Below are 20,505 nucleotides of genomic sequence, written 5' to 3'. Positions count from 1 at the left end.
GGGAACCCAGCACGGGGATCGGTCATTCGATTTTTATGCGCCAAATGACACTGCTCCAGAGCGATCGCGCGTTCGCAATAAGACGATCGTCAAACAGTAGGACCGACCCCTTGAGAGTAGACTCGTAAACTTACGACATCGCGCGTTCGATGTCGGTTTTCAGCGTCTTGCGAGGGAACGCATGTCCGATCAGGTCAGCGCAGGGATCGCCAGCTACTGGGCCACCGGGTTTTTCGTGGTCGCAGTGCTGATTCTGTGTACGCTCATGATTGGCGTCGCCAGCCTGCTCGGGGGGCGTAGCACCGGTCCGAGCAAATCCCTCCCCTTCGAATCCGGCATCGTTGGCGCCGGCACCGCCCGCCAACGGTTTTCCGTCAAGTTCTATCTCGTGGCGATGCTGTTCGTCATCTTCGATATCGAAGCCGTTTATCTCTTCGGCTGGGCGGTCTCCGTGCGCGAGGTCGGCTGGACCGGCTTCGCCGGCGCCGCGGTGTTCATCCTGATTCTATTGGCAGGCCTGGTCTACGACGCCCGCGTAGGTGCGCTCGACTGGGCGCCGCGCAAACGCGGGCGCGAAGATGCGCCGAAAGCGCGCGAACTCGCCAGCACGCCGGGAGCCAAGTCCGGTGTGCGCTGATTCGTCGTGGCGGTACGCCCCGGCGGCGTTCGATCATTACGACGGAAGTCCATCCGTGACGTCCTGGAACTTCCGCGACCGATTTTTCATCTGGTTTGGTGAGGCTTTCCATGCAGTACACCCTGACACGAGCGGAGGAAGACGACTCCGCGTCTGAACGCTACCCGCTGGGTCAACGTCAGCGCGTCGACGACCCCATGGACGAGCAGGTTCATCGCAACGTCTTCATGGGTAAGCTCGACGACGTGCTCAATTCGGCGGTCAACTGGGGTCGCAAGCACTCGCTTTGGCCCTACAACTTCGGCCTCTCTTGCTGCTATGTGGAGATGACCACGGCGTTCACCGCACCCCACGACGTTGCGCGTTTCGGTGCCGAGGTCATTCGTGCCTCCCCGCGTCAGGCCGACTTCATGGTCATTGCCGGCACCTGCTTCATCAAGATGGCCCCGGTCATTCAGCAGCTCTACGACCAGATGCTCGAGCCCAAATGGGTGATCTCGATGGGCTCGTGCGCCAATTCCGGCGGGATGTACGACATTTATTCCGTGGTGCAGGGCGTCGACAAGTTCCTGCCGGTGGATGTCTACGTGCCGGGCTGCCCGCCGCGCCCGGAAGCGTTTCTTCAGGGGCTGCAGCTACTCCAGGAGTCGATTCAGCAGGAGCGCCGGCCGCTCTCCTGGGTGGTGGGAGATCAGGGCGTCTACCGCGCCGAGATGCCGTCGCAGCGCGAGAAGTATCGTGACGAGCGCATCGCCGTTACGGAGCTTCGTACACCCGATGGGATCTAGGCCGCTTACGCGTGACCGTCGCCCATCGTCGCCTGCGACGACGATCGATTCATCTTCCGGGAACCGCCATTCATGACCCTAGCCGATGACACTGCCGCCGCCGTCCCGCCGGGCGGTCGCGACGTCGCCGCCCAGCTGATCGCCCATTTCGGCGAACGCGTGGTCGTGGCGCAGACGACGCTGACCGGCATGCCGGTTCTCTGGGTCGAGCGCGAACGGCTACGCGACGTGCTCGGTTGGCTCAAGGCACTCGACGGCGCATTCTCGTTGCTGTTCGACCTGAGCGCCGTCGACGAGCGGCTGCGCACCCACCGCCGCGGCATGCCCGCATCGGATTTCACCGTCTTCTATCAGCTGATGTCGATCGAGCGAAACGTCGACATCATGCTCAAGGTCGCCCTCGACGAGCGCGAGCCGACGCTGCCCTCGATTCACGACATCTTTCTCAACGCCAACTGGTACGAGCGGGAAGTCTTCGATCTTTTCGGTATCCATTTCAACGGACACCCGCATCTGACGCGAATCATGATGCCGCCGACCTGGACCGGTCACCCGCTGCGCAAGGACTACTCCGCCCGCGCCACCGAGTTCGACCCCTACACGCTGACGGTGAAGGGCCAGGAAGTGGAGCAGGAGGCGCTGCGCTTCGATCCGGAGGCCTGGGGCATGCAGCGCCAGGGCGAAGAGACCGAGTTCATGTTCCTGAACCTCGGGCCCAACCACCCCTCGGCCCACGGCGCCTTCCGGCTCGTGCTCCAGCTAGACGGCGAGGAGGTCGTCGACTGCGTACCGGACATCGGCTATCACCACCGCGGCGCCGAGAAGATGGCCGAACGCCAGTCCTGGCACAGCTTCATCCCCTACACCGACCGCATCGACTACACCGGCGGGGTGATGAACAATCTCCCCTACGTGCTGGCGGTGGAGAAGCTCGCCGGCATCACGGTGACCGACCGGGCCAAGACGATCCGGGTGATGATGGCGGAGATGTTCCGCATCAACAGCCACCTGCTGTTCCTGGGTACCTATCTGCAGGATCTCGGCGCGATGACGCCGGTGTTCTTCACCTTCACCGACCGGCAGAAAGCCTACGAAGTGATCGAGGCGATCACCGGTTTTCGCATGCACCCGGCGTGGTATCGCATCGGCGGCACGGCCCACGATCTGCCCACCGGCTGGGAGAAACTGGTCAAGGGCTTCGTCGACTGGATGCCCAAGCGTCTGGCCGAGTACGAGAAGGCGATGATGGACAACGCCATCGTGCGCGATCGCACCAAGCACGTGGCCGCCTTCACCACCCGGGAAGCGCTCGACTGGGGCGTCACCGGCCCCAACCTGCGCGCCACCGGGCTCGACTTCGATCTACGCAAGAAGCGCCCCTACTCCGGCTACGAGAACTTCGACTTCGAGGTGCCTACCGCCGCCAACGGTGACGCCTTCGACCGCGGCATGATGCGTATCGAGGAGATGCGCCAGAGCGTGCGTATCCTGCAGCAGTGCATCGATCACATGCCCGCCGGCGACTACAAGGCGGATCATCCGCTGACCACGCCGCCGCCGCGAGAGAAGATGCTCCAGCATATCGAGACCCTGATCACTCACTTCCTGCAGGTCTCCTGGGGGCCAGTGCTACCGGCCAACGAGTCCTTCCAGATGATCGAGGCGACCAAGGGCATCAACAGCTACTACCTCACCAGCGACGGCAGCACCATGAGCTATCGCACGCGCATCCGTACACCGAGCTTTCCGCATCTACAGCAGATTCCGGCGGTGATGCGCGGCGGCTTCGTGCCGGATCTGATCGCGCACCTGGGGAGTATCGATTTCGTCATGGCCGACGTGGACCGATGAGGATGACGACATGAACCCGACCGTCGACAGCCGCTCGACCTTAAGCGATGCCTCGACCATCGCCAGTGACGCCTTCGTCCTCGACCCGGCCGACCGCGAGGCGATGCTCGAGGAGCGCTCGCACTATCCCTACCCGCAGGCGGCGAGCATCGAGGCGTTGAAGATCGTACAGAAGCGCCACGGCCACGTGCCGGACGGCGCGATCCCCGCCATCGCCGAGACGCTGGGGCTCAAGGTCGCCGACGTCGAGGGCGTGGCGACCTTCTACAGTCTGATCTTTCGCCAGCCGGTGGGGCGCCACGTCATCCTGATCTGCGACAGCAGCTCCTGTTTCCTGACCGATTACGAAGAACTGCGCGACGCCATCAGCGAGCAGCTGGGGATCGGCATGGGTCAGACTACGCCGGACGGGCGCTTCACGATGCTGCCTGTCTGCTGCCTGGGTGCCTGCGATCGCGGTCCCGCGATTCTGATCGGCGAGGATCTGCACGGCCCGGTGACGCCGGATCAGGTCCCGCGCCTGCTGGAGGGCTACTCATGAGTGTCGAATGTCTGACTCTCGAGAACTCAGCGCGCGCGATGCAGGGAGACGCGACATGAGCCGTATTCTGCAGTCGGCGAGCGAACGCCAGCCCGAGACGCATCCGTTGACCTGGCGGTTGCACGACGACGAGAGCCCGGTGCTGCTCCAGGAGTACCGCGACAAGGGTGGATTCGAGGCCGTCACCAAGGCGCTCGCTGAGCACACCTACGAGTCGCTCACCGAAGAGGTGAAGACGGCGAACCTGCGCGGTCGCGGCGGTGCCGGCTTCTCCGCGGGGATGAAGTGGAGCCTGACCGTCAAGGGCGAAGACAAGCCGCGAGGCTACATCGTCTGCAACGCCGACGAGATGGAGCCGGGTACCTTCAAGGATCGTCTGCTGATGGAGCAGCAGCCGCATCTGCTGATCGAGGGCATGATCCTCGCCGGCTTCGCCAACCGCGCCAAGCAGGGCTACATCTTCCTGCGCGGCGAGTATCACCTCGCCGCCGCCCGGATCCAGCAGGCGCTCGCCGATGCCCGAGCCGACGGCTGGCTCGGTGGGGACGTGCGTGGCAGCGGCTGGGACTTCGACATCGCGCTGCATACCGGCGCCGGGCGCTACATCTGCGGTGAAGAGACGGCGCTGATCAACTCGCTCGAGGGCAAGCGCGCCAACCCGCGCTCGAAGCCGCCGTTCCCGGGGCAGTCCGGCGCCTGGGGACTCCCCACCGTGGTCAACAACGTGGAGACGCTCTGCAACGTGCCGAGCATCGTCAGCCATGGCGCCGACTGGTTCCAGGCACTCTCCGGCAATCTCAGCGATGACGGCGGCACCAAGCTTTACGGCGTCTCCGGCAAGGTCAAGCATCCCGGTCTGTGGGAGCTGCCGATGGGTACCACCGGGCGCGAGATTCTCGAGCGCGCCGGCGGCATGCGTGACGGCCTCACGCTCAAGAGCTGGCTGCCCGGCGGCGGCAGTACCGGTTTCCTGCTGCCGGAGCATCTCGATCTGGCACTGGATTTCGACACCATCGGCAATACCGGCAGCCGCATGGGTACCGGGCTTCTTACCGTGGTCGCCGACACGCAGAGCATGGTCTCGCTGACGCGCAATCTCGAGGAGTTCTTCGCCCGCGAGTCCTGCGGCTGGTGCACGCCGTGCCGCGACGGGCTGCCGTGGAGCGTCAAGCTGCTGCGGGCGCTGGAGAGCGGCAAGGGCGAGGCCGGCGACATCGCACTGCTCGAGCAGATGGCGCGTGATCTGGGCCCCGGCAAGACGTTCTGCGCCCACGCCCCGGGGGCGGCGATGCCGCTGTCGTCCGCGATTCACTATTTCCGGGACGAGTTCGAGCGCGGCGTGGCGCATTCCCAGGGCAAGGCTCACGCGGACCCGATTCCCGTCGGCGGCGTGTAGCAGAGAGGAGAGCGAATTCATGGCGACCATTCACGTCGACGGCCAGGACTACGAGGTCGAGCAGAGCGACAACCTACTCCATGCCTGCCTGTCGCTCGGGCTCGACATTCCCTATTTCTGCTGGCATCCGGCAATGGGCAGTGTCGGGGCCTGCCGCCAGTGTGCGGTAAAACAGTACAAGGACGCCGACGACGACCGCGGCATGCTGGTGATGTCCTGCATGGCGCCGGTAAAGGACGACGCCTACATCTCGATCGACGACGAGGAGGCGAAGACCTTCCGCCAGACGGTGATCGAGTGGCTGATGGTCAACCATCCCCACGACTGTCCGGTGTGCGAAGAGGGCGGCCACTGCCACCTGCAGGACATGACGGTGATGACCGGTCACGACCGGCGCCGCTACCGCTTTCGCAAGCGCACTCACCGCAACCAGAATCTCGGGCCGTTCATCGCCCACGAGATGAATCGCTGCATCACCTGCTACCGCTGCACGCGCTTCTACCAGGACTACGCCGGCGGCGAGGACCTCGGGGCATTCGGTGCCCATGACAACATCTATTTCGGCCGCCATCAGGATGGCACCCTGGAGAGCGAGTTCTCCGGCAATCTCACCGAAGTCTGCCCGACCGGCGTCTTTACCGACCAGACCCACTCCGACCACTACACCCGCAAGTGGGATCTGCAGTTCGCCCCCAGCGTCTGTCATCAGTGCGCCAGCGGCTGCAACATCAGTCCCGGCGAGCGCTACGGCGATATCCGGCGCATCGAGAATCGCTACAACGGCGACGTCAACGGCTACTTTCTCTGTGACCGCGGCCGCTTCGGCTACGGCTACGTCAATCGCTACGACCGCCCGACCCGGCCCGAGCGCCGCGATCGCACGCAGGCGAGCAAGACGGCGACCCGCGAGACGGCGGGTACGCTCTTGGAGATCGACGAAGCGTTGGATCGCGCCGCTGACGGCCTGCGCGATGCCGGTGACATCATCGGCATCGGCTCGCCCCGCGCGAGTCTCGAAAGCAACCACCGCCTGCGCGAACTGGTGGGTGCCGGCAACTTCTCCACCGGCATCGAAGCCGGCGAGCTTACCCGGCTACAGCGCATGGCCGAGCTCAACCGCGAGACCGGACTCGCCACGCCCAGTCTGCGCGAGATCGAACACTGTGACGCGATCCTCGTGCTGGGTGAGGACCTGCTTCAGAGTGCGGCCCGCGTCGCGCTCAGCGTGCGTCAGGCGGTTCGCGCCAAGGGCGTGGCGATGAGCGAGGCCCGCGACGTACCGGGCTGGAACGCCGAGGCCGTCAAGACCATCGCCCAGGACGCCGGCTACCCGCTCTACCTGGCGACGCCGGAGGCGAGCAAGCTCGACGCCATCAGCGCCGGCACGTGGCGCGCCGCCCCCGAAGAGATCGCCAGGCTCGGCTTCGCCGTCGCCCACGCGCTCGACCCGACCGCGCCCGGGGTAGACGCGCTGGACGACGCCACCGCGGCACTTGCCGAGCGCATCGCCGACGACCTGCTCGCCGCCGAGCGTCCGCTGGTGATCGCCGGTGAGTCGCTGGGCTCGATGGCCATCCTCGAAGCGGCCGGTAGTGTCGCCCGTGCGCTGCATCGCCGCCAGAAGACGCAAGGGGCGCTGACGCTGATTCGCCGCGAGGCCAATAGCGTGGGTCTGGAAATGCTTGGCGGCGAGTCGCTCGACTGGGCGCTCGAGCGTCTCGAAAGCGGGGCGGCGAAGGGGGTGGTGATCCTCGAGAACGATCTCTACGTGCGTCTACCCGCCGAGCGCGTCGACCGTGCGCTCACCCGGGCGAGCAGCGTGGTGGTGCTGGATCACCAGCGCACGCCCACCTGGGCGCGGGCCGACATCGGCCTGCCGGCGGGGACGTTTGCCGAGAGCGACGGCACGCTGGTTAGCCTCGAGGGCCGCGCCCAGCGTTTCTATCAGGTCTTCGATCCCAGCTATCTGCGCCCGGATACGCGCATCCGCGAGAGCTGGCGCTGGCTGCACGCGCTGGCGGCGACGCTTGCGCGCCAGCCGATGGAGACCGTGCTCCTCGACGATCTCACCGAGGCGGTCGCCCAGTCGGCGCCGGTCTTTGCCCCGCTCGCCCAGAACGCGCCGGAAGCGCTCTTTCGCATTCACGGCCTCAAGCTCGCCCGCGAGCCGCACCGCTACAGCGGGCGTACCGCCATGCGCGCCAATCTCGACGTCAACGAGCCGCGGGCGCCGGTCGATCTGGATACGCCGTTCGCCTTCTCCATGGAGGGCTACTCCGGCTACCGCGAGCCTCGTCGGGAGGTCGCGTTCGCCTGGGCCCCGGGCTGGAACTCGCCGCAGGCGTGGAACAAGTTCCAGGACGAGGTGGGCGGTCATCTGCGTGCGGGTGACCCCGGCGTACGGCTCTTCCCGGCCCCCGTCGTCAGCGGCGATTACTGCGAGGCGATTCCCGCCGCGGTCGCCACCCGCGATGACCGGTGGCGGGTGATCGAGCTGCCCCGGCTTTTCGGCGGCGACGAGATGTCCCGGCGGGCGGCACCGATCCAGGCGCGCATGGCGCCGGAGGCGCTGGCGCTCAACGCCGATGACGCCGAACGGCTGGGGATCGAGGCCGGCATGCCGGTGACGCTGACGCTCGACGACGCGGCGGTCACGCTGCCCGCGCGCCTCGGCACCGGCCTACCGTGCGGGGTGATCGGGCTGCCCGCCGGCAGTGCGGCGAGCCTGGCGGCACGACCGGCTGACCGCGGCGAGTGCTGGGGGCGCGTCAGTATCGGCGAACCGGATTCGACCGGGGAGGCCCGACCATGAGCTGGTGGACGCCGCAGGTCGAGGCGACGCTCTTCGCCATGTTTCAGGCCGTGGTCATTCTGCTGGCGGTGGTGCTGGCAGGCGCGCTTCTGAGCATGTTCGAGCGGCGTCTGCTGGCGCTATGGCAGGATCGCTACGGCCCCAATCGGGTCGGCCCGCTGGGGCTCTTCCAGATCGTCGCGGACATGCTCAAGATCTTCTTCAAGGAGGATTGGATACCGCCGTTCGCCGATCGTACCTTCTTCGTGCTCGCCCCCGGCATCGCGATGGCGTCGCTTCTGCTGTCGTTCATGGTGATCCCGATCACGCCTGGCTGGGGCGTGGCCGACCTCAACATCGGCATCCTGTTCTTCTTCGCCATGGCGGGTATCAACGTCTACGCGGTGCTCTTCGCCGGCTGGTCTAGCGGCAACAAGTACGCGCTGCTGGGTGCGCTTCGCGCCTCGGCGCAGACGCTCTCCTACGAAGTCTTCATGGGGCTTGCGCTGATGGGCATCGTCGCCATGACCGGCTCGTTCAACATGCGCGACATCGTCAATGCGCAGGAGGGCTTCTGGAACGTCATTCCGCAGTTCTTCGGCTTCTGCACCTTCGTGGTCGCGGCGATCGCGGTGACCCACCGCCATCCGTTCGATCAGCCGGAGGCGGAGCAGGAGCTAGCCGACGGCTATCACGTCGAGTACTCCGGCATGAAGTGGGGGATGTTCTTCGTCGGCGAGTACGTCGGCATCGTGCTGGTGTCGGCGCTTCTGGTCACGCTGTTCTTCGGCGGCTGGCACGGGCCGCTGCTGCCGCCGATCGTCTGGTTCTTGCTCAAGACGGCATTTTTCGTGCTGCTGTTCGTGCTGCTGCGCGCGGCGCTGCCGCGACCGCGCTACGACAAGGTGATGAGCTTCGGCTGGAAAGTCTGTCTGCCGCTGACGCTGGTCAATCTGCTGGTGACCGGGGCCGTCATCCTGCTCATCGATCCGGCCGCCTGAGGGAGGGGCGCCCATGCTGACAACGATCAAGAAGGTAGTCCTCGGGACCGGCACCCAGCTGCGCACGCTCTGGATGGTGTTCAGCCACGCCTGGCGCAGACGAGAGACGCTGCAGTATCCCGAGGAGAAGGTCTATCTGCCGCCGCGCTATCGCGGGCGTATCGTGCTGACGCGCGACCCCGACGGCGAAGAGCGCTGCGTGGCCTGCAACCTCTGCGCGGTGGCCTGTCCGGTGGCGTGCATCTCGCTGCAAAAGGGCGAGCGCGACGACGGCCGCTGGTATCCGGAGTGGTTTCGCATCAACTTCTCGCGCTGCATCTTCTGCGGCATGTGCGAGGAAGCGTGCCCGACCTCGGCGATCCAGCTCACGCCGGATTTCGAGATGAGCGAGTTCAGACGCCAGGAGCTGGTCTACGAGAAGCAGGATCTGCTGATCGACGGCCCCGGCAAGGATCACAACACCAATTTCTACCGGGTGGCGGGGCTGTCGATCGCCGGCAAGGACAAGGGCGAAGCGCAGAACGAGGCCGAGCCGATCGACGTCAAGTCCTTGATGCCCTGATCCATTCATCTGTACGCGATGATCGCGACCGGGCGATGGCGCGTCGTTTTGGGAGGTCGAACATGGAAGTCGCGTTTTATCTGAGCGCGCTGGTCGCGATAGCGGCGACTCTTCGCGTGATCACCAGCACGCACCCGGTACACGCGCTGCTTTACCTGATCGTGTCGTTGATCGGGGTGGCGATGGTGTTTTTCGCCCTCGGCGCGCCCTTCGCCGGGGCGCTGGAGATCATCGTCTACGCCGGCGCCATCATGGTGCTCTTCGTCTTCGTGGTGATGATGTTGAACCTCGGCGAATCGGCGGTGGAGCAGGAGCGCGCCTGGCTCGCTCCCAGGCTCTGGATCGGTCCGGCGGTACTCGCCGGGGCGCTCTTGATCGTGATGCTCGCGACGCTGGTCAGCGGGGATCTCGACGGCATGATCAGCGGCGAGACGCTGACGGCGAAGATGGTGGGGGTCACGCTCTTCGGCCCTTACCTGGTGGTTGTCGAGCTCGCGGCGATGCTGTTGCTGGCGGCGCTGGTCACGGCCTCGCATCTGGGACGCAGCGACGCTCAGGGCGAAGCGGATCTCGCCCGCGAGCGTCAGCGCGAACGAGCCGAGATCAGCGCGTCGCGTAATACCGCGCCGACGACTCAGGAGACGCCGCTCACCGACGGCACCGAACAACCCACCGGCCGGGGAGGCAGCGCATGAACGGCGTACCCATGGAGCACGGCCTGATTCTCGCCGCGATCCTCTTCGTCATGGGGCTGGTCGGGCTGATGACCCGTCGCAACATGATCTTCGTACTGATGAGTCTCGAGATCATGATGAATGCGGCAGGGCTTGCGTTCATCGTCGGCGGCACGCACTGGCAGCAGCCGGATGGGCAGGTGATGTTTCTGATGGTGATCACGCTGGCGGCCGCCGAGGCGAGCGTGGGCCTTGCGCTCTTGATGCAGCTCTACCGGCGCTTCAAGACTCTCGATATCGATGCGGCCAGCAGGTTACGCGGATGAGCCTACCCATTAACGCCATGCTGATTGGCACGTTCCTCTTTCCGCTGCTGGGCGCGCTGCTCCTGGCTTTCTCATTCGGCCAGCGCTCGGAAAAGGCGAGTAGCGCCATCGGCGTGGCCTCGATCGGGCTGGCGGCGCTCTGCACTCTCGGCGTGGGGATCGACTTCTACGAGGGGGGCCGCGCGGCCCAGACGCTGACGCTATGGCAGTGGATCGCGGTGGGGGACTTTCGCCCCACCATCGGCCTGATGCTCGACGGGCTGTCGTTGACGCTACTCGGTGTGATTACCGGGGTCGGCTTTTTCATTCACCTCTTCGCTTCCTGGTACATGCGCGGCGAAGAGGGGGTGACGCGGTTCTTCTGCTTCATGAATCTGTTCGTCTTCAGCATGGTGCTGCTGGTGCTCGGCGACAATCTGCTGCTGCTCTACTTCGGCTGGGAGGGCGTGGGGCTCTGCAGCTATCTGCTGATCGGCTACTACTACCGTACCTCCGCCAACGGCTGGGCGGCGTTCAAGGCGTTCGTGGTCACCCGAACGGGGGACGTCTTTCTCGCCATCGGTATGTTCCTGCTGTTCGTCGAGCTCGGCTCGCTCAACATCCAGACGCTGCTCGCTCGCGCTCCGGAGGCGTGGGCGCGCGGCGATCTGATGGCGCAGCTCGCGGCGCTCATGCTGCTCGGCGGCGCGGTGGGCAAGTCCGCCCAGCTTCCGCTGCAGACCTGGCTGGCCGATGCCATGGCGGGGCCGACGCCGGTGTCGGCGCTGATCCACGCCGCGACCATGGTCACCGCCGGTGTCTACCTGATCGCGCGCACCCAGGGGATCTTCGCGCTGGCGCCGGACATTCAGCTGCTGGTGGGGGTCATCGGTGCGCTGACACTCTTGATGGCGGGCTTTGCGGCCCTCGCCCAGACCGACATCAAGCGCGTGCTCGCCTACTCCACCATGAGCCAGATCGGCTACATGTTCCTGGCGCTCGGGGTCGGCGCCTATGACGCGGCGATCTTCCATCTGATGACGCACGCCTTCTTCAAGGCGCTGCTGTTCCTCTCCGCCGGCTCGGTGATCATCTGCACCCACCACGAGCAGGACATGCGCAAGCTCGGCGGGCTGTGGCGCAAGTTGCCGCTCACCTATGCCGGTTTCGTCGTCGGCGGCGCGGCGCTGGCGGCGCTGCCGCTGGTCACCGCCGGTTTCTACAGCAAGGATGCGATTCTGGTGTCGGCGCTGGGGGCGGGCCACTGGGTGCTGATGCTGGCGGGCCTCGTCGGTGCGCTGCTCACCTCGATCTACACCGTGCGGCTGATCCTCGGCACTTTCCACGGCCATCCCAAGAGCGATCACGCTCGCGAGGCCCGCGAGGGCAAGGGCTTCGCCCACGGCCTACCGCTGATCGTGCTGATCGTGATGTCCACCGCCATTGGCGCGCAGCTCACCCCGCCGCTCGATGACGTGCTGCCTGCCGGTCCGCACGGGGAGGGCGGCGGTGCCCATGCGCTGGAGATCGTCGCCATGCTGGTGGCGCTCGGCGGGGTGCTCGGCGCGATCTGGCTCTTCCGTCGACGTCGCGAGCTGCTTCGACGCGCCGTCGCCGACCGTCGTGGTGCGCGTCTGTGGGCGTTCTGGAATGCGGCCTGGGGCTTCGATGCGCTCTACGGCCGGCTTCTCGTGCGGCCCTATCAGGCGTTGGTACGCGTCAATCGCAGCGACTGGATCAATACGCTCTGCAATCTAGCGCCCTGGCTCGCCGGCGTCGCCCATCGGGGGCTCAAGCGCACACAGACCGGGCGGCTGCGGCACTACGCATTCTCCATGGTGCTGGGCACGACCCTGCTCCTCGCGTTTCTGCTGGTGGGGTGAGCAATGAGGCACACGATGACAACGACAGGCGGCGGGACGTTCGCCATACCCGTAGCGGCAAGGGTGGCACCCCGTTCGCAACACACACACCCGCGGAAGGCTGATTCATGACTCTGGTCTGGCTGATACTGATCCCTTTCATCGGCGGCCTGGCGTGCTGGCAGGCTGAGCGGTTCGGCGACCGCGCGCCGCGCTGGATCGCGCTTGCGACCATGGTGCTGGAGCTTGCGCTGGTGCTTGCGCTCTGGATCGGTGCCGACTTCCGCCTGCCCGCAGAAGGCGCCACCACGGCCTGGACCCAGGAGTGGCGGATGGACTGGATTCCGCGCTTCGGCATTCAGCTGCACCTGGCGATGGACGGGCTGTCCCTGATCATGATCGCGCTGACCGGGTTGCTCGGGGCGATGGCGGTGGTCTGTTCGTGGCGAGAGATCGTCACGCGGGTCGGTTTCTTCCACCTCAATCTGCTCTGGATCCTGGGTGGCGTGGTCGGCGTCTTCCTGGCGATCGATCTGTTCCTCTTCTTCCTGTTCTGGGAAATGATGCTGGTGCCGATGTATTTTCTCATCGCGCTCTGGGGGCACAGCGGGTCGAAGGGGAGTTCGCGAATCGGCGCGGCGACCAAGTTCTTCATCTACACCCAGGCCAGCGGGCTACTGATGCTGATCGCCATTCTGGGGCTGGTCTTCGCCCACCACGATGCGACCGGCGTCTTCACTTTCGCCTACGCCGATCTGCTCGACACGCCGCTGCCCGAGCACGTCGCCTGGTGGCTGATGCTGGGTTTCTTCGTCGCCTTCGCGGTCAAGCTGCCGGTGGTGCCGCTGCACGGCTGGCTGCCGGATGCCCACGCCCAGGCGCCCACGGCGGGCAGCGTCGACCTCGCCGGCATCCTGCTGAAGACGGCGGCCTACGGCATGCTGCGCTTTGCGCTGCCGCTCTTTCCCGAAGCCTCTCAGGCGTTTGCGCCGGTGGCGATGACGCTGGGGCTGATCGGTATCTTCTACGGTGCGATCCTCGCCTGCGGCCAGCAGGATCTGAAGCGCCTGATCGCCTACACCAGTATCTCGCACATGGGGTTCGTGCTGATCGGCATCTATGCCGGCACCGAGCTTGCCCTGCAGGGCGTGGTCGCGCTGATGGTGGCGCACGCCTTCTCCGCGGCGGGGCTCTTCATCATCTCCGGGCAGCTCTACGAGCGCCTGCACACTCGCGACATGCGCCAGATGGGCGGGCTCTGGGGGCGAATTCACGGGCTTCCCGGGTTTGCGCTGGTGTTCGTCGCCGCTTCGCTTGGCCTGCCGGGCACAGCCAATTTCGTGGGTGAGTTCATGGTGATGTTCGGCGCCTTCGGTGTCGCCCCCTGGATCGTGGTGATCGGCAGCGTGGGCCTGATTCTGGCGGCGATCTACTCGCTGTTTCTGATGCAGCGGGTCTACTTCGGGCCGCCCGCGGAGGAGAGCTCGCTCGGGGGCATGGACCGACGGGAGACCGTGTTACTGCTCAGCGTGGTGGCGCTGGTGATCTTCTTCGGGCTCTTCCCGCAGCCGCTGCTCGAGACCACGGCGGGGGCGATGCAGATCGTTCAACAGACCTTTGCTCAGACCGGGGCAATGACGGGAGGCGTGCAATGATGCCCGCAATGCTTGCGATCTCGCCGCTGATTCTCGTCTGTCTGAGCGTCGTCGTGGTGATGCTGTCGATCGCCTGGCAACGCAACCATGCGTTGAACGCGATTCTCTCGGCGGTGGGGCTGAACGCCGCCCTGCTGGCGCTGCTGTTTGGCTGGCCCATGGGTGACGTCGACGTGACCGGGCTGCTCGTGGTCGACGATCTTTCACGCTTTGGCGGGGTGCTGGTGCTGGTCTCGACGCTCGCCTGCGTGACGCTCGCGCACCACTATCTCGAAGGATACGAGGGGCCGCGGGACGAGTTCTACCTGCTGCTGCTGAGCGCCGCGGCCGGCGGGCTGGTGCTGGTATCGGCGCGGCACATGGCGACGCTCTTTTTCGGCATCGAGCTTTTGTCGATGCCGCTGTTCGGCATGCTCGCCTATACCTTCCGCGACCGCGGCGCGCTCGAGAGCGGTATCAAGTACATGGTGCTCTCGGCGGCGGCGACGGCGTTTCTGCTCTTCGGCATGGCGCTGCTCTATGCGGTCACCGGCACGCTCGAGTTCGCTGCGCTGGGTGAGGCGATGGCCACCCGGGGCAACGATGTCTGGCTGCTGGCCGGCGCCGGCATGCTGCTGGTGGGGCTGGCGTTCAAGCTCTCCATCGTGCCGTTTCATCTCTGGACGCCGGACGTCTATCAGGGCGGGCCGGGGCCGGCGACGACCTTTCTCGCCACGGCGAGCAAGGTGGCGGTCTTTCTGGTGCTGCTACGTCTTTTCCAGTCGGCGCTGGCGTTTCACGAGGACTGGTGGAACGACCTGCTGGGCTTCGTCGCGCTGATCACCATGCTGGTGGGCAACCTGCTGGCGCTGACGCAGACCGATCTGAAGCGTCTGCTGGGCTACTCCTCCATCGCCCACTTCGGCTATTTGCTGGTGGCGCTGGTGGTCAACGAGGGGCTCGCCACCGAAACGGTGGGGATCTATCTGATCACCTACGTGCTGACCACGCTGGGCGCCTTTGGCGTGGTCACGCTGGTGTCGAGTCCTTACACGGCGACCGGTGGCACTGCGGATGCGAGTCCGCTGCACCACTATCGCGGGCTCTTCTGGCGCCGACCCTATCTCACCGCTGTGATGACGGTATCGCTGCTGTCGCTGGCGGGCATTCCGTTCACGGCGGGTTTCATCGGCAAGTTCTACATCATCGCCGTCGGCGTAGAGGCGCATCGCTGGTGGCTGACGGGCGGCGTCGTACTGGGTAGCGCCATCGGCCTCTACTACTATCTGCGCGTGATGGTGACGCTCTTTCTAATCGAACCGGGCATGCAGAAACGCGATGCCACCCACGATTGGGCCGAACGTGCCGGCGGTATGGTGGTGCTGGGCGTGGCGACCCTGGTGATCCTGCTCGGGCTCTATCCGACGCCGATGATCAACTGGGTCGGCTTGATCGCCTCCCCCTGACGTCGCCGGTCGGCCGTCGCGATGCCTGCAGGCGCCTCTTCGGAGGCGCTTTTGCGTCGCGGGGGGATGAATTCGGCAACGTTGTTGCTTCCAGAACGTTGGCTAGCGCGTGGGGGCGGTATCTCGGGTCGCGCTCAGCCCGATGCTGACCCGGCAGGCCGCCGGCAGGTGAATGTCCACCGCGACGGGCAGATGGTCCGAGAACATGGCGTCGAGCACGCGGGGCGGCTCGGCGCCGAGGGAGGCGGAGAGCAGGACGTGATCCAGCGCGCGGCGTGGCTGCCACGCCGGGTAGCTCGCCACCGGGTCCTGCGGGTTCAAGTCGAGCGCCTGACAGAAGCGCGGGTGGGTGCGCAGCTGACTCAGTGTGCAGTTGAGATCGCCCATGACGACGACGTTGTGCAGTGGCCGGATGATCTCGCCGAGGTAGTCGAGCTGACGGGCGCGGCCGCGCTGGCTCAGTGCCAGATGCGCGACGAAGACGTGCAGCGCTTGCGGGCCGTCGCCGTAGCGGGCGTGAATCGCACCGCGGCCGCGCATGCCGGGCAGTCGATGCTCGTCGATCTGACTCGGCGCAAGACGCGACAGCAGCCCGTTGCTGTGCTGGGCGACGCGGCCAAGGTCGCGATTGAGCTGCTGAAAATGGAAGGCAAAGTCGGAGCGGCGAGCCAGATAGTCGACCTGATTGACGTGATTGGAGCGAAAGCTGCCGCCGTCGACCTCCTGAAGGCCGACGATATCGAATCCTGCAAGCGCGTTGCCGATGACGTCGAGCCGTGAGCGGCGCTTGGGGTGTGGCAACAGGTGCTGCCAGCTTCGTGTCAGGTAATGGTGGTAGGCCGACGTATGAATGCCGACCTGCAGATTGCAGGTCAGCAGTTTCAGCGTCGGTGCGACGTCACTGGCGGGTGTCGAAGCGGCTACGGACATGACCTCACTCGGCCTCGTCGCGTTCCTCGCGGACCTTGTCGATCAAGGCGCTAGCGATCTGGGTCATGTTCTCGAGCGACCCGGCCGAGTCCGGCGTTACCACGTAGCGGTTGTCGACGATCAGATCGGGCACGCCCATCAGCTTGTAGGCACGCATCTTGGCGCTCGCCTGCTGGATCTGGCTTTTCACGCCGAATGAGTTGAGCGCCTTGCGGGCTTCGTCTTCGGTGACGCCGTAGTTGGCGAAGAAGGCGGCGATATCGTCCTCCTCGGTGAGGCGCTGGCCCTTTTCGTGAATGGCGTCGAAGAAGTCCTGACGCAGATCTTCCTCGATGCCCAGCGACTCGGCGGCATAGAACGCCTTGGCGTGCTGTTCCCACACCTGGCCGAGCGGGGCAGCCAGGCGGTCGAAGGTGACGTCGTCCGGCAGTTGGTCCACCCAGTCGTTGAGCGTGCTTTCCAGCGCGTAGCAGTGCGGGCAGCCGTACCAGAAGACTTCGGTGACTTCGATTTGATCGGACGGCGCTTCGGAGGCCATCGGCTCGTCGATGACCTGATAGTCCTGGCCCTCGACCGGGGCGGCGGCCATGACGGCACCGGAAAGCGTGACACCGGCCAAAAGCGCGACAAACGACTTGATCATGCGTACAGCTCCTGAGCTTGAAAATGAAACCTGGGGGCGACCTGGCTATCGAAGGCCGTAGCCCGGCCGTGTATCGACTGTCCGCGGCGCGAGCACTCACGGTGGCCGACAAGCGCTCTGAATTGGAGCGTCTGGCGTCGGCAAAGGTTCCCGGTGCGGTCACCCGGCAGAGGTCGGCAATGAACGCGTCCTGGTTCAGCCTGACAGAAAGCCGGGTGAAAACGTAGACCGCGGCGGCGAATCGCGCTGCCATCGGGCGTCATCAGCGATCATGCTACACTGCGCGCCGCCAACGCCAAACGGACCTCGAGCCGGCCATGACCGAGACACCTGCACGCCTCAATTACCAGACGGCCCAATTTCTCATCAGTGCGCCGACGCTGGCTCACTGCCCCGTCGATGAAGGCGTGGAAATTGCCTTCGCCGGGCGCTCCAACGCCGGGAAATCGAGCGCCATCAATACGCTCACCCGGCAGAAGGCGCTGGCGCGCACCTCGAAGACCCCCGGGCGTACGCAGCTGATCAACGCTTTCAGCTTAGAGAACGACGAGAGTCGACGCCTGATCGACCTGCCCGGCTACGGCTACGCCAAGGTGCCGGAGGCGATGAAGAAAGAGTGGCAGTCCCATCTGGCCGACTACCTGCGCCGGCGCCGCTCGCTCGCCGGGCTCATTCTGCTGATGGATGTGCGCCATCCGCTGAGCGATTTCGACGTGCAGCTGCTCGAGATGGCCGACGCACGCGAACTGCCCGTGCATATCCTGCTGACCAAGGCGGACAAGCTCAAGCAGGGGCCGGCGAAGGCTTCGCTGCAGCAGGTCAAAGCACGCCTCGCCGAGTGGGAGGATCTGGTCAGCGTGCAGCTCTTCTCTTCGCTCAAGCGCCAGGGTGTCGACGAGGCCTACGCGGTGATGAACCGCTGGATGGCGTCCGACGCCTGACGTCTCGATTCGGGCGAGCGCCGGCGCTCGCCCGAGCCTGTCAGGCCATCTCCCGGTCCAGCCTCTCCACGACCCCCGGCAGTTCACGCACGTGGGTGATCCGCGTCACTCTGGGTGGTAGCTCGCGTTCGCCCTCGTTCTTGGCATCGATCCAGACCGCCTGCATGCCGACGCGATGCGCGGCGAGCACGTCCTCCTCCCAGTTGTCTCCCACGTGCAGCGCCCGATAGGGCACCGTGCCCATCCGAAAGACGGCGTCGAGGAAGGGGCGGGCGTCGGGCTTGGGCGCATGCATCTCGCCGGCGAGAATGATCACGTCGAAATGGTGGTCGAGTGCGAGCCGACGGACGTCGACGTTGCCGTTGGTGATGATGCCGAGGCGATAGCGCCGCGCCCACGCCTCGAACATCGGCTCCACTTCCGGGAAGGGCGTCAGCGTATGGCGCAGCGTCATGAACTGCTCGAACCCCTTCGCCGCCCAGTGCGTCGCCGTCGATTCCGACAGCCCGTGAGCCTGCAGCAGCTCGATCATCGCGCGCTCGCGGATGAAACTGTGATCGCCCCGGCTCAGCGGAAAACGCTGCATGAGCGAAGCCCGGATACGCTGATACTCCTCGAGCGGAAAACTGTCAGCCAGCGGTTTGGCGATGGCGTCCGGCAGCGCATCGATCTGCTCGGCGAGCCATTCGTAGTGCGTGGGTTCGGCGTGCGCCATGACCGGGCCGTTGTGCCACAGCGTGTCGTCGAGATCGAAGGTGATCGCATCCAGAGGCATTCGGCTTAGTTCTCGTCGGTGGAAGAGGGGGCGCGGCGTGCTCGCGGGTGGGCCTTGTCGTAGACCTCGGCGAGCTGCTGCCAGTCGAGTCGGGTGTAGATCTGCGTCGTCGAGAGGTTGGCGTGGCCGAGCAGCTCCTGTACCGCGCGTAGATCCTGGCTCGATTCCAGCAGATGGCTGGCAAAGGAGTGACGCAGCCGGTGCGGGTGCAGATGCTCCGGCAGACCGCGACGCTTGGCGATCTCGGACAGCCGCGACTGGATCGCGCGGTGCCCCAGTCGCCCGCCGTGCTGGGCGACGAACAGCGCGTGTTCGTCCGGCTTGGCGAGCACGCTGCGGATACCCAGCCATGCCGTGATTCCCTCGGCGGCACGGCGGCCCAGCGGCATCTGACGCGGCTTGCCGCCCTTGCCGATGACGCGTACGTGTCGGGCATCGAGGCTTGCGAGATCGAGCGCGGCGAGTTCGGCAAGGCGCAGGCCGCAGGAGTAGAACAGCTCGAGCATCGCCTGATCGCGAATCTCGAGCGGCTCGCCGCTATGCGGCGTATCGAGAAAGTGGCCGAGCTGATCGACGTCCACCGGGCTCGGCAGGTGACGCGGCTGGCGCGGGGCCTGGGTCAGCTTCACCGGGTTGTGGCCAAGCTCGCCCTGATTGACCAGGAAGTCGGCGAAGCGTGACAGCGCCGCCCGACGGCGCGCCAGCGTTCTGGGGGCCATGCCGCGGGTGCGCTCGCCGGCGAGATAGCGGCGCAGCGTCGCGACGTCCAGCGCTTGCCAGCTGTCGACGCCTTGCTCGCCGAGCCAGCTCGCGAGATGGGCGATGTCGCGGCGGTAGGCGTCCACGGTCGCAGGGCTTGCGCGCTGCGACAGCCGCCGCAGGAAGGCGTCAGCCGCGGCCTGCAAGTCGCGTCTCCGCTCGTGACAGCAGCCGGCTCACCACCTCGCCGAGATACTCGGTGAACAGGGTGTCGAGGGTCGCCCGGAAGTGTTCGTGGTCGTGGCTCGCCAGCACGAGAAAGCCCAGCGACTCGCCTTGGGTCAAACGGGTGATCGCGCAGGAGCCGTTGGTTTCCGGGGCGGTGCAGTGTGGCAGCAGCGCCGCCCAGGTTGCCTGATCCAGCGTCGTGCAGCGGCTGGTCTGGCCGTCGAGCAGCATCTCCAGACGCGCCCGGGCATCATCGGTCAAGGCAAAGCGGGGCGGCTGCAGCGCGTTGTCATCCCGCGGACGCGCGTGGCACGCCGGCGAGGTTTCCAGCCACAGCCCCATCGCCTGCGTGCGAAAGCGCTCGGCGAGCTGGGTCGACAGCGCCTGTGCCAGGGCGTCGGCGTCCTCCGCTTCGATCAGTCCGAGTACCAGCTCTCGGGTGCGGCGGTACTGCGCCTCGTTGTAGCGCGCCGACTCCAGCAGGTTTTCCAGTCGCCACTCGGCGTCTTCGGCACGCCTTCGCAGGTCGATGACCAGACGTTCGAGCAGCGAGACGGCGCCAGCCGTGTGGGGATGCGGCACCTTCATCTGCTGAAGGAGCCCTTCGCGCCCCACGAAGAAGTCGGTGTGTTGCGCGAGCCATTCGGCGACCCGGTCAGGGTCGAGCGTCCGGCGTGGCTCGGGGGCCTGGGCAGCTGACATGCGATCGTTCTCCTTTCATCCCTTACGACACGACATGCGCGACACGACATGTCTTTATTCGATTGCTTTCATCACTGTT

At 65.7% G+C, this 20,505-nt stretch carries 19 protein-coding genes; 14 read left to right on the top strand and 5 right to left on the bottom strand.

Going from position 1 to position 20,505, the window contains the following annotated elements; all coding sequences use genetic code 11:
* Positions 1–181 precede the first annotated feature (181 nt).
* The 13 genes from ndhC (at position 182) to nuoN (ending at position 15,508) form a co-directional block, all read left to right on the top strand.
* Positions 182–637, top strand: coding sequence for an NADH-quinone oxidoreductase subunit A (gene ndhC / locus DOM33_RS12345; RefSeq protein ID WP_110669417.1), 456 nt, complete (start codon positions 182–184; stop codon positions 635–637).
* A gap of 110 nt (positions 638–747) precedes the next feature.
* Positions 748–1,425, top strand: coding sequence for a NuoB/complex I 20 kDa subunit family protein (locus DOM33_RS12340; RefSeq protein WP_110669415.1), 678 nt, complete (start codon positions 748–750; stop codon positions 1,423–1,425).
* Between the two features lie 72 nt (positions 1,426–1,497).
* Positions 1,498–3,276: an NADH-quinone oxidoreductase subunit C/D gene (gene nuoC / locus DOM33_RS12335; RefSeq protein WP_110669413.1), complete on the top strand. Its 1,779-nt coding sequence runs from the start codon at positions 1,498–1,500 to the stop codon at positions 3,274–3,276.
* A 10-nt stretch (positions 3,277–3,286) separates the two neighbouring features.
* Positions 3,287–3,817, top strand: a complete 531-nt coding sequence (nuoE, locus tag DOM33_RS12330; protein WP_110669411.1) for an NADH-quinone oxidoreductase subunit NuoE — start codon at positions 3,287–3,289, stop codon at positions 3,815–3,817.
* Between the two features lie 55 nt (positions 3,818–3,872).
* On the top strand, positions 3,873–5,213 hold the full coding sequence (gene nuoF / locus DOM33_RS12325; protein WP_110669409.1) for an NADH-quinone oxidoreductase subunit NuoF: 1,341 nt from the start codon (positions 3,873–3,875) through the stop codon (positions 5,211–5,213).
* Between the two features lie 19 nt (positions 5,214–5,232).
* Positions 5,233–8,025 (top strand): NADH-quinone oxidoreductase subunit NuoG, encoded by a 2,793-nt coding sequence (nuoG, locus tag DOM33_RS12320; RefSeq protein WP_110669407.1) that lies wholly within the window; start codon positions 5,233–5,235, stop codon positions 8,023–8,025.
* A complete protein-coding gene (nuoH, locus tag DOM33_RS12315) occupies positions 8,022–9,005 on the top strand; it encodes an NADH-quinone oxidoreductase subunit NuoH (protein ID WP_110669405.1) in 984 nt (327 codons plus the stop codon). Before nuoG ends, nuoH begins: the two co-directional genes overlap by 4 nt.
* 13 nt (positions 9,006–9,018) lie before the next feature.
* Entirely contained in the window at positions 9,019–9,567 is a 549-nt protein-coding gene (nuoI, locus tag DOM33_RS12310) for an NADH-quinone oxidoreductase subunit NuoI (RefSeq protein WP_110669403.1), read from the top strand.
* Positions 9,568–9,629: 62 nt separating this feature from the next.
* Entirely contained in the window at positions 9,630–10,262 is a 633-nt protein-coding gene (gene nuoJ / locus DOM33_RS12305; RefSeq protein WP_110669401.1) for an NADH-quinone oxidoreductase subunit J, read from the top strand.
* Positions 10,259–10,567, top strand: coding sequence for an NADH-quinone oxidoreductase subunit NuoK (gene nuoK / locus DOM33_RS12300; protein WP_110669399.1), 309 nt, complete (start codon positions 10,259–10,261; stop codon positions 10,565–10,567). Before nuoJ ends, nuoK begins: the two co-directional genes overlap by 4 nt.
* Positions 10,564–12,429, top strand: coding sequence for an NADH-quinone oxidoreductase subunit L (gene nuoL / locus DOM33_RS12295; RefSeq protein WP_239495355.1), 1,866 nt, complete (start codon positions 10,564–10,566; stop codon positions 12,427–12,429). The genes nuoK and nuoL overlap by 4 nt, the downstream gene beginning before the upstream one ends.
* 107 nt (positions 12,430–12,536) lie before the next feature.
* On the top strand, positions 12,537–14,063 hold the full coding sequence (nuoM, locus tag DOM33_RS12290) for an NADH-quinone oxidoreductase subunit M (protein ID WP_110669397.1): 1,527 nt from the start codon (positions 12,537–12,539) through the stop codon (positions 14,061–14,063).
* On the top strand, positions 14,060–15,508 hold the full coding sequence (nuoN, locus tag DOM33_RS12285; protein WP_239495354.1) for an NADH-quinone oxidoreductase subunit NuoN: 1,449 nt from the start codon (positions 14,060–14,062) through the stop codon (positions 15,506–15,508). Before nuoM ends, nuoN begins: the two co-directional genes overlap by 4 nt.
* A gap of 102 nt (positions 15,509–15,610) precedes the next feature.
* Here nuoN and DOM33_RS12280 read toward each other — a convergent pair whose 3' ends face one another.
* Positions 15,611–16,438 (bottom strand): endonuclease/exonuclease/phosphatase family protein, encoded by an 828-nt coding sequence (locus tag DOM33_RS12280; protein WP_110669395.1) that lies wholly within the window; start codon positions 16,436–16,438, stop codon positions 15,611–15,613.
* Between the two features lie 4 nt (positions 16,439–16,442).
* Entirely contained in the window at positions 16,443–17,081 is a 639-nt protein-coding gene (locus DOM33_RS12275; RefSeq protein ID WP_110669393.1) for a thiol:disulfide interchange protein DsbA/DsbL, read from the bottom strand.
* 317 nt (positions 17,082–17,398) lie between these two features.
* Here DOM33_RS12275 and yihA point away from each other — a divergent pair, with 317 nt between their 5' ends.
* Entirely contained in the window at positions 17,399–18,022 is a 624-nt protein-coding gene (gene yihA / locus DOM33_RS12270) for a ribosome biogenesis GTP-binding protein YihA/YsxC (RefSeq protein ID WP_110669391.1), read from the top strand.
* A gap of 40 nt (positions 18,023–18,062) precedes the next feature.
* Here the strand turns inward: yihA and DOM33_RS12265 are convergent, their stop codons facing one another.
* From DOM33_RS12265 to DOM33_RS12255, 3 genes are read right to left on the bottom strand one after another with little or no spacing between them, the layout of a single operon-like run.
* Positions 18,063–18,797: an HAD family hydrolase gene (locus DOM33_RS12265; RefSeq protein ID WP_110669389.1), complete on the bottom strand. Its 735-nt coding sequence runs from the start codon at positions 18,795–18,797 to the stop codon at positions 18,063–18,065.
* Positions 18,798–18,802: 5 nt separating this feature from the next.
* Positions 18,803–19,702: a tyrosine recombinase XerC gene (locus DOM33_RS12260; protein ID WP_110669387.1), complete on the bottom strand. Its 900-nt coding sequence runs from the start codon at positions 19,700–19,702 to the stop codon at positions 18,803–18,805.
* Positions 19,686–20,426 carry a DUF484 family protein gene (locus tag DOM33_RS12255; protein ID WP_110669385.1) on the bottom strand — a complete coding sequence of 247 codons (741 nt, stop codon included), beginning with the start codon at positions 20,424–20,426 and terminating at the stop codon, positions 19,686–19,688. The genes DOM33_RS12260 and DOM33_RS12255 overlap by 17 nt, the downstream gene beginning before the upstream one ends.
* Between the last annotated feature and the right edge of the window lie 79 nt (positions 20,427–20,505).

Origin of the sequence: Salinicola halophilus, from assembly GCF_003206155.1 — a bacterium.
GTDB lineage: Bacteria > Pseudomonadota > Gammaproteobacteria > Pseudomonadales > Halomonadaceae > Salinicola > Salinicola halophilus.
Note: the sequence above shows the minus strand (reverse complement) of the source record. Positions and strands in the feature narration are given on the sequence as shown.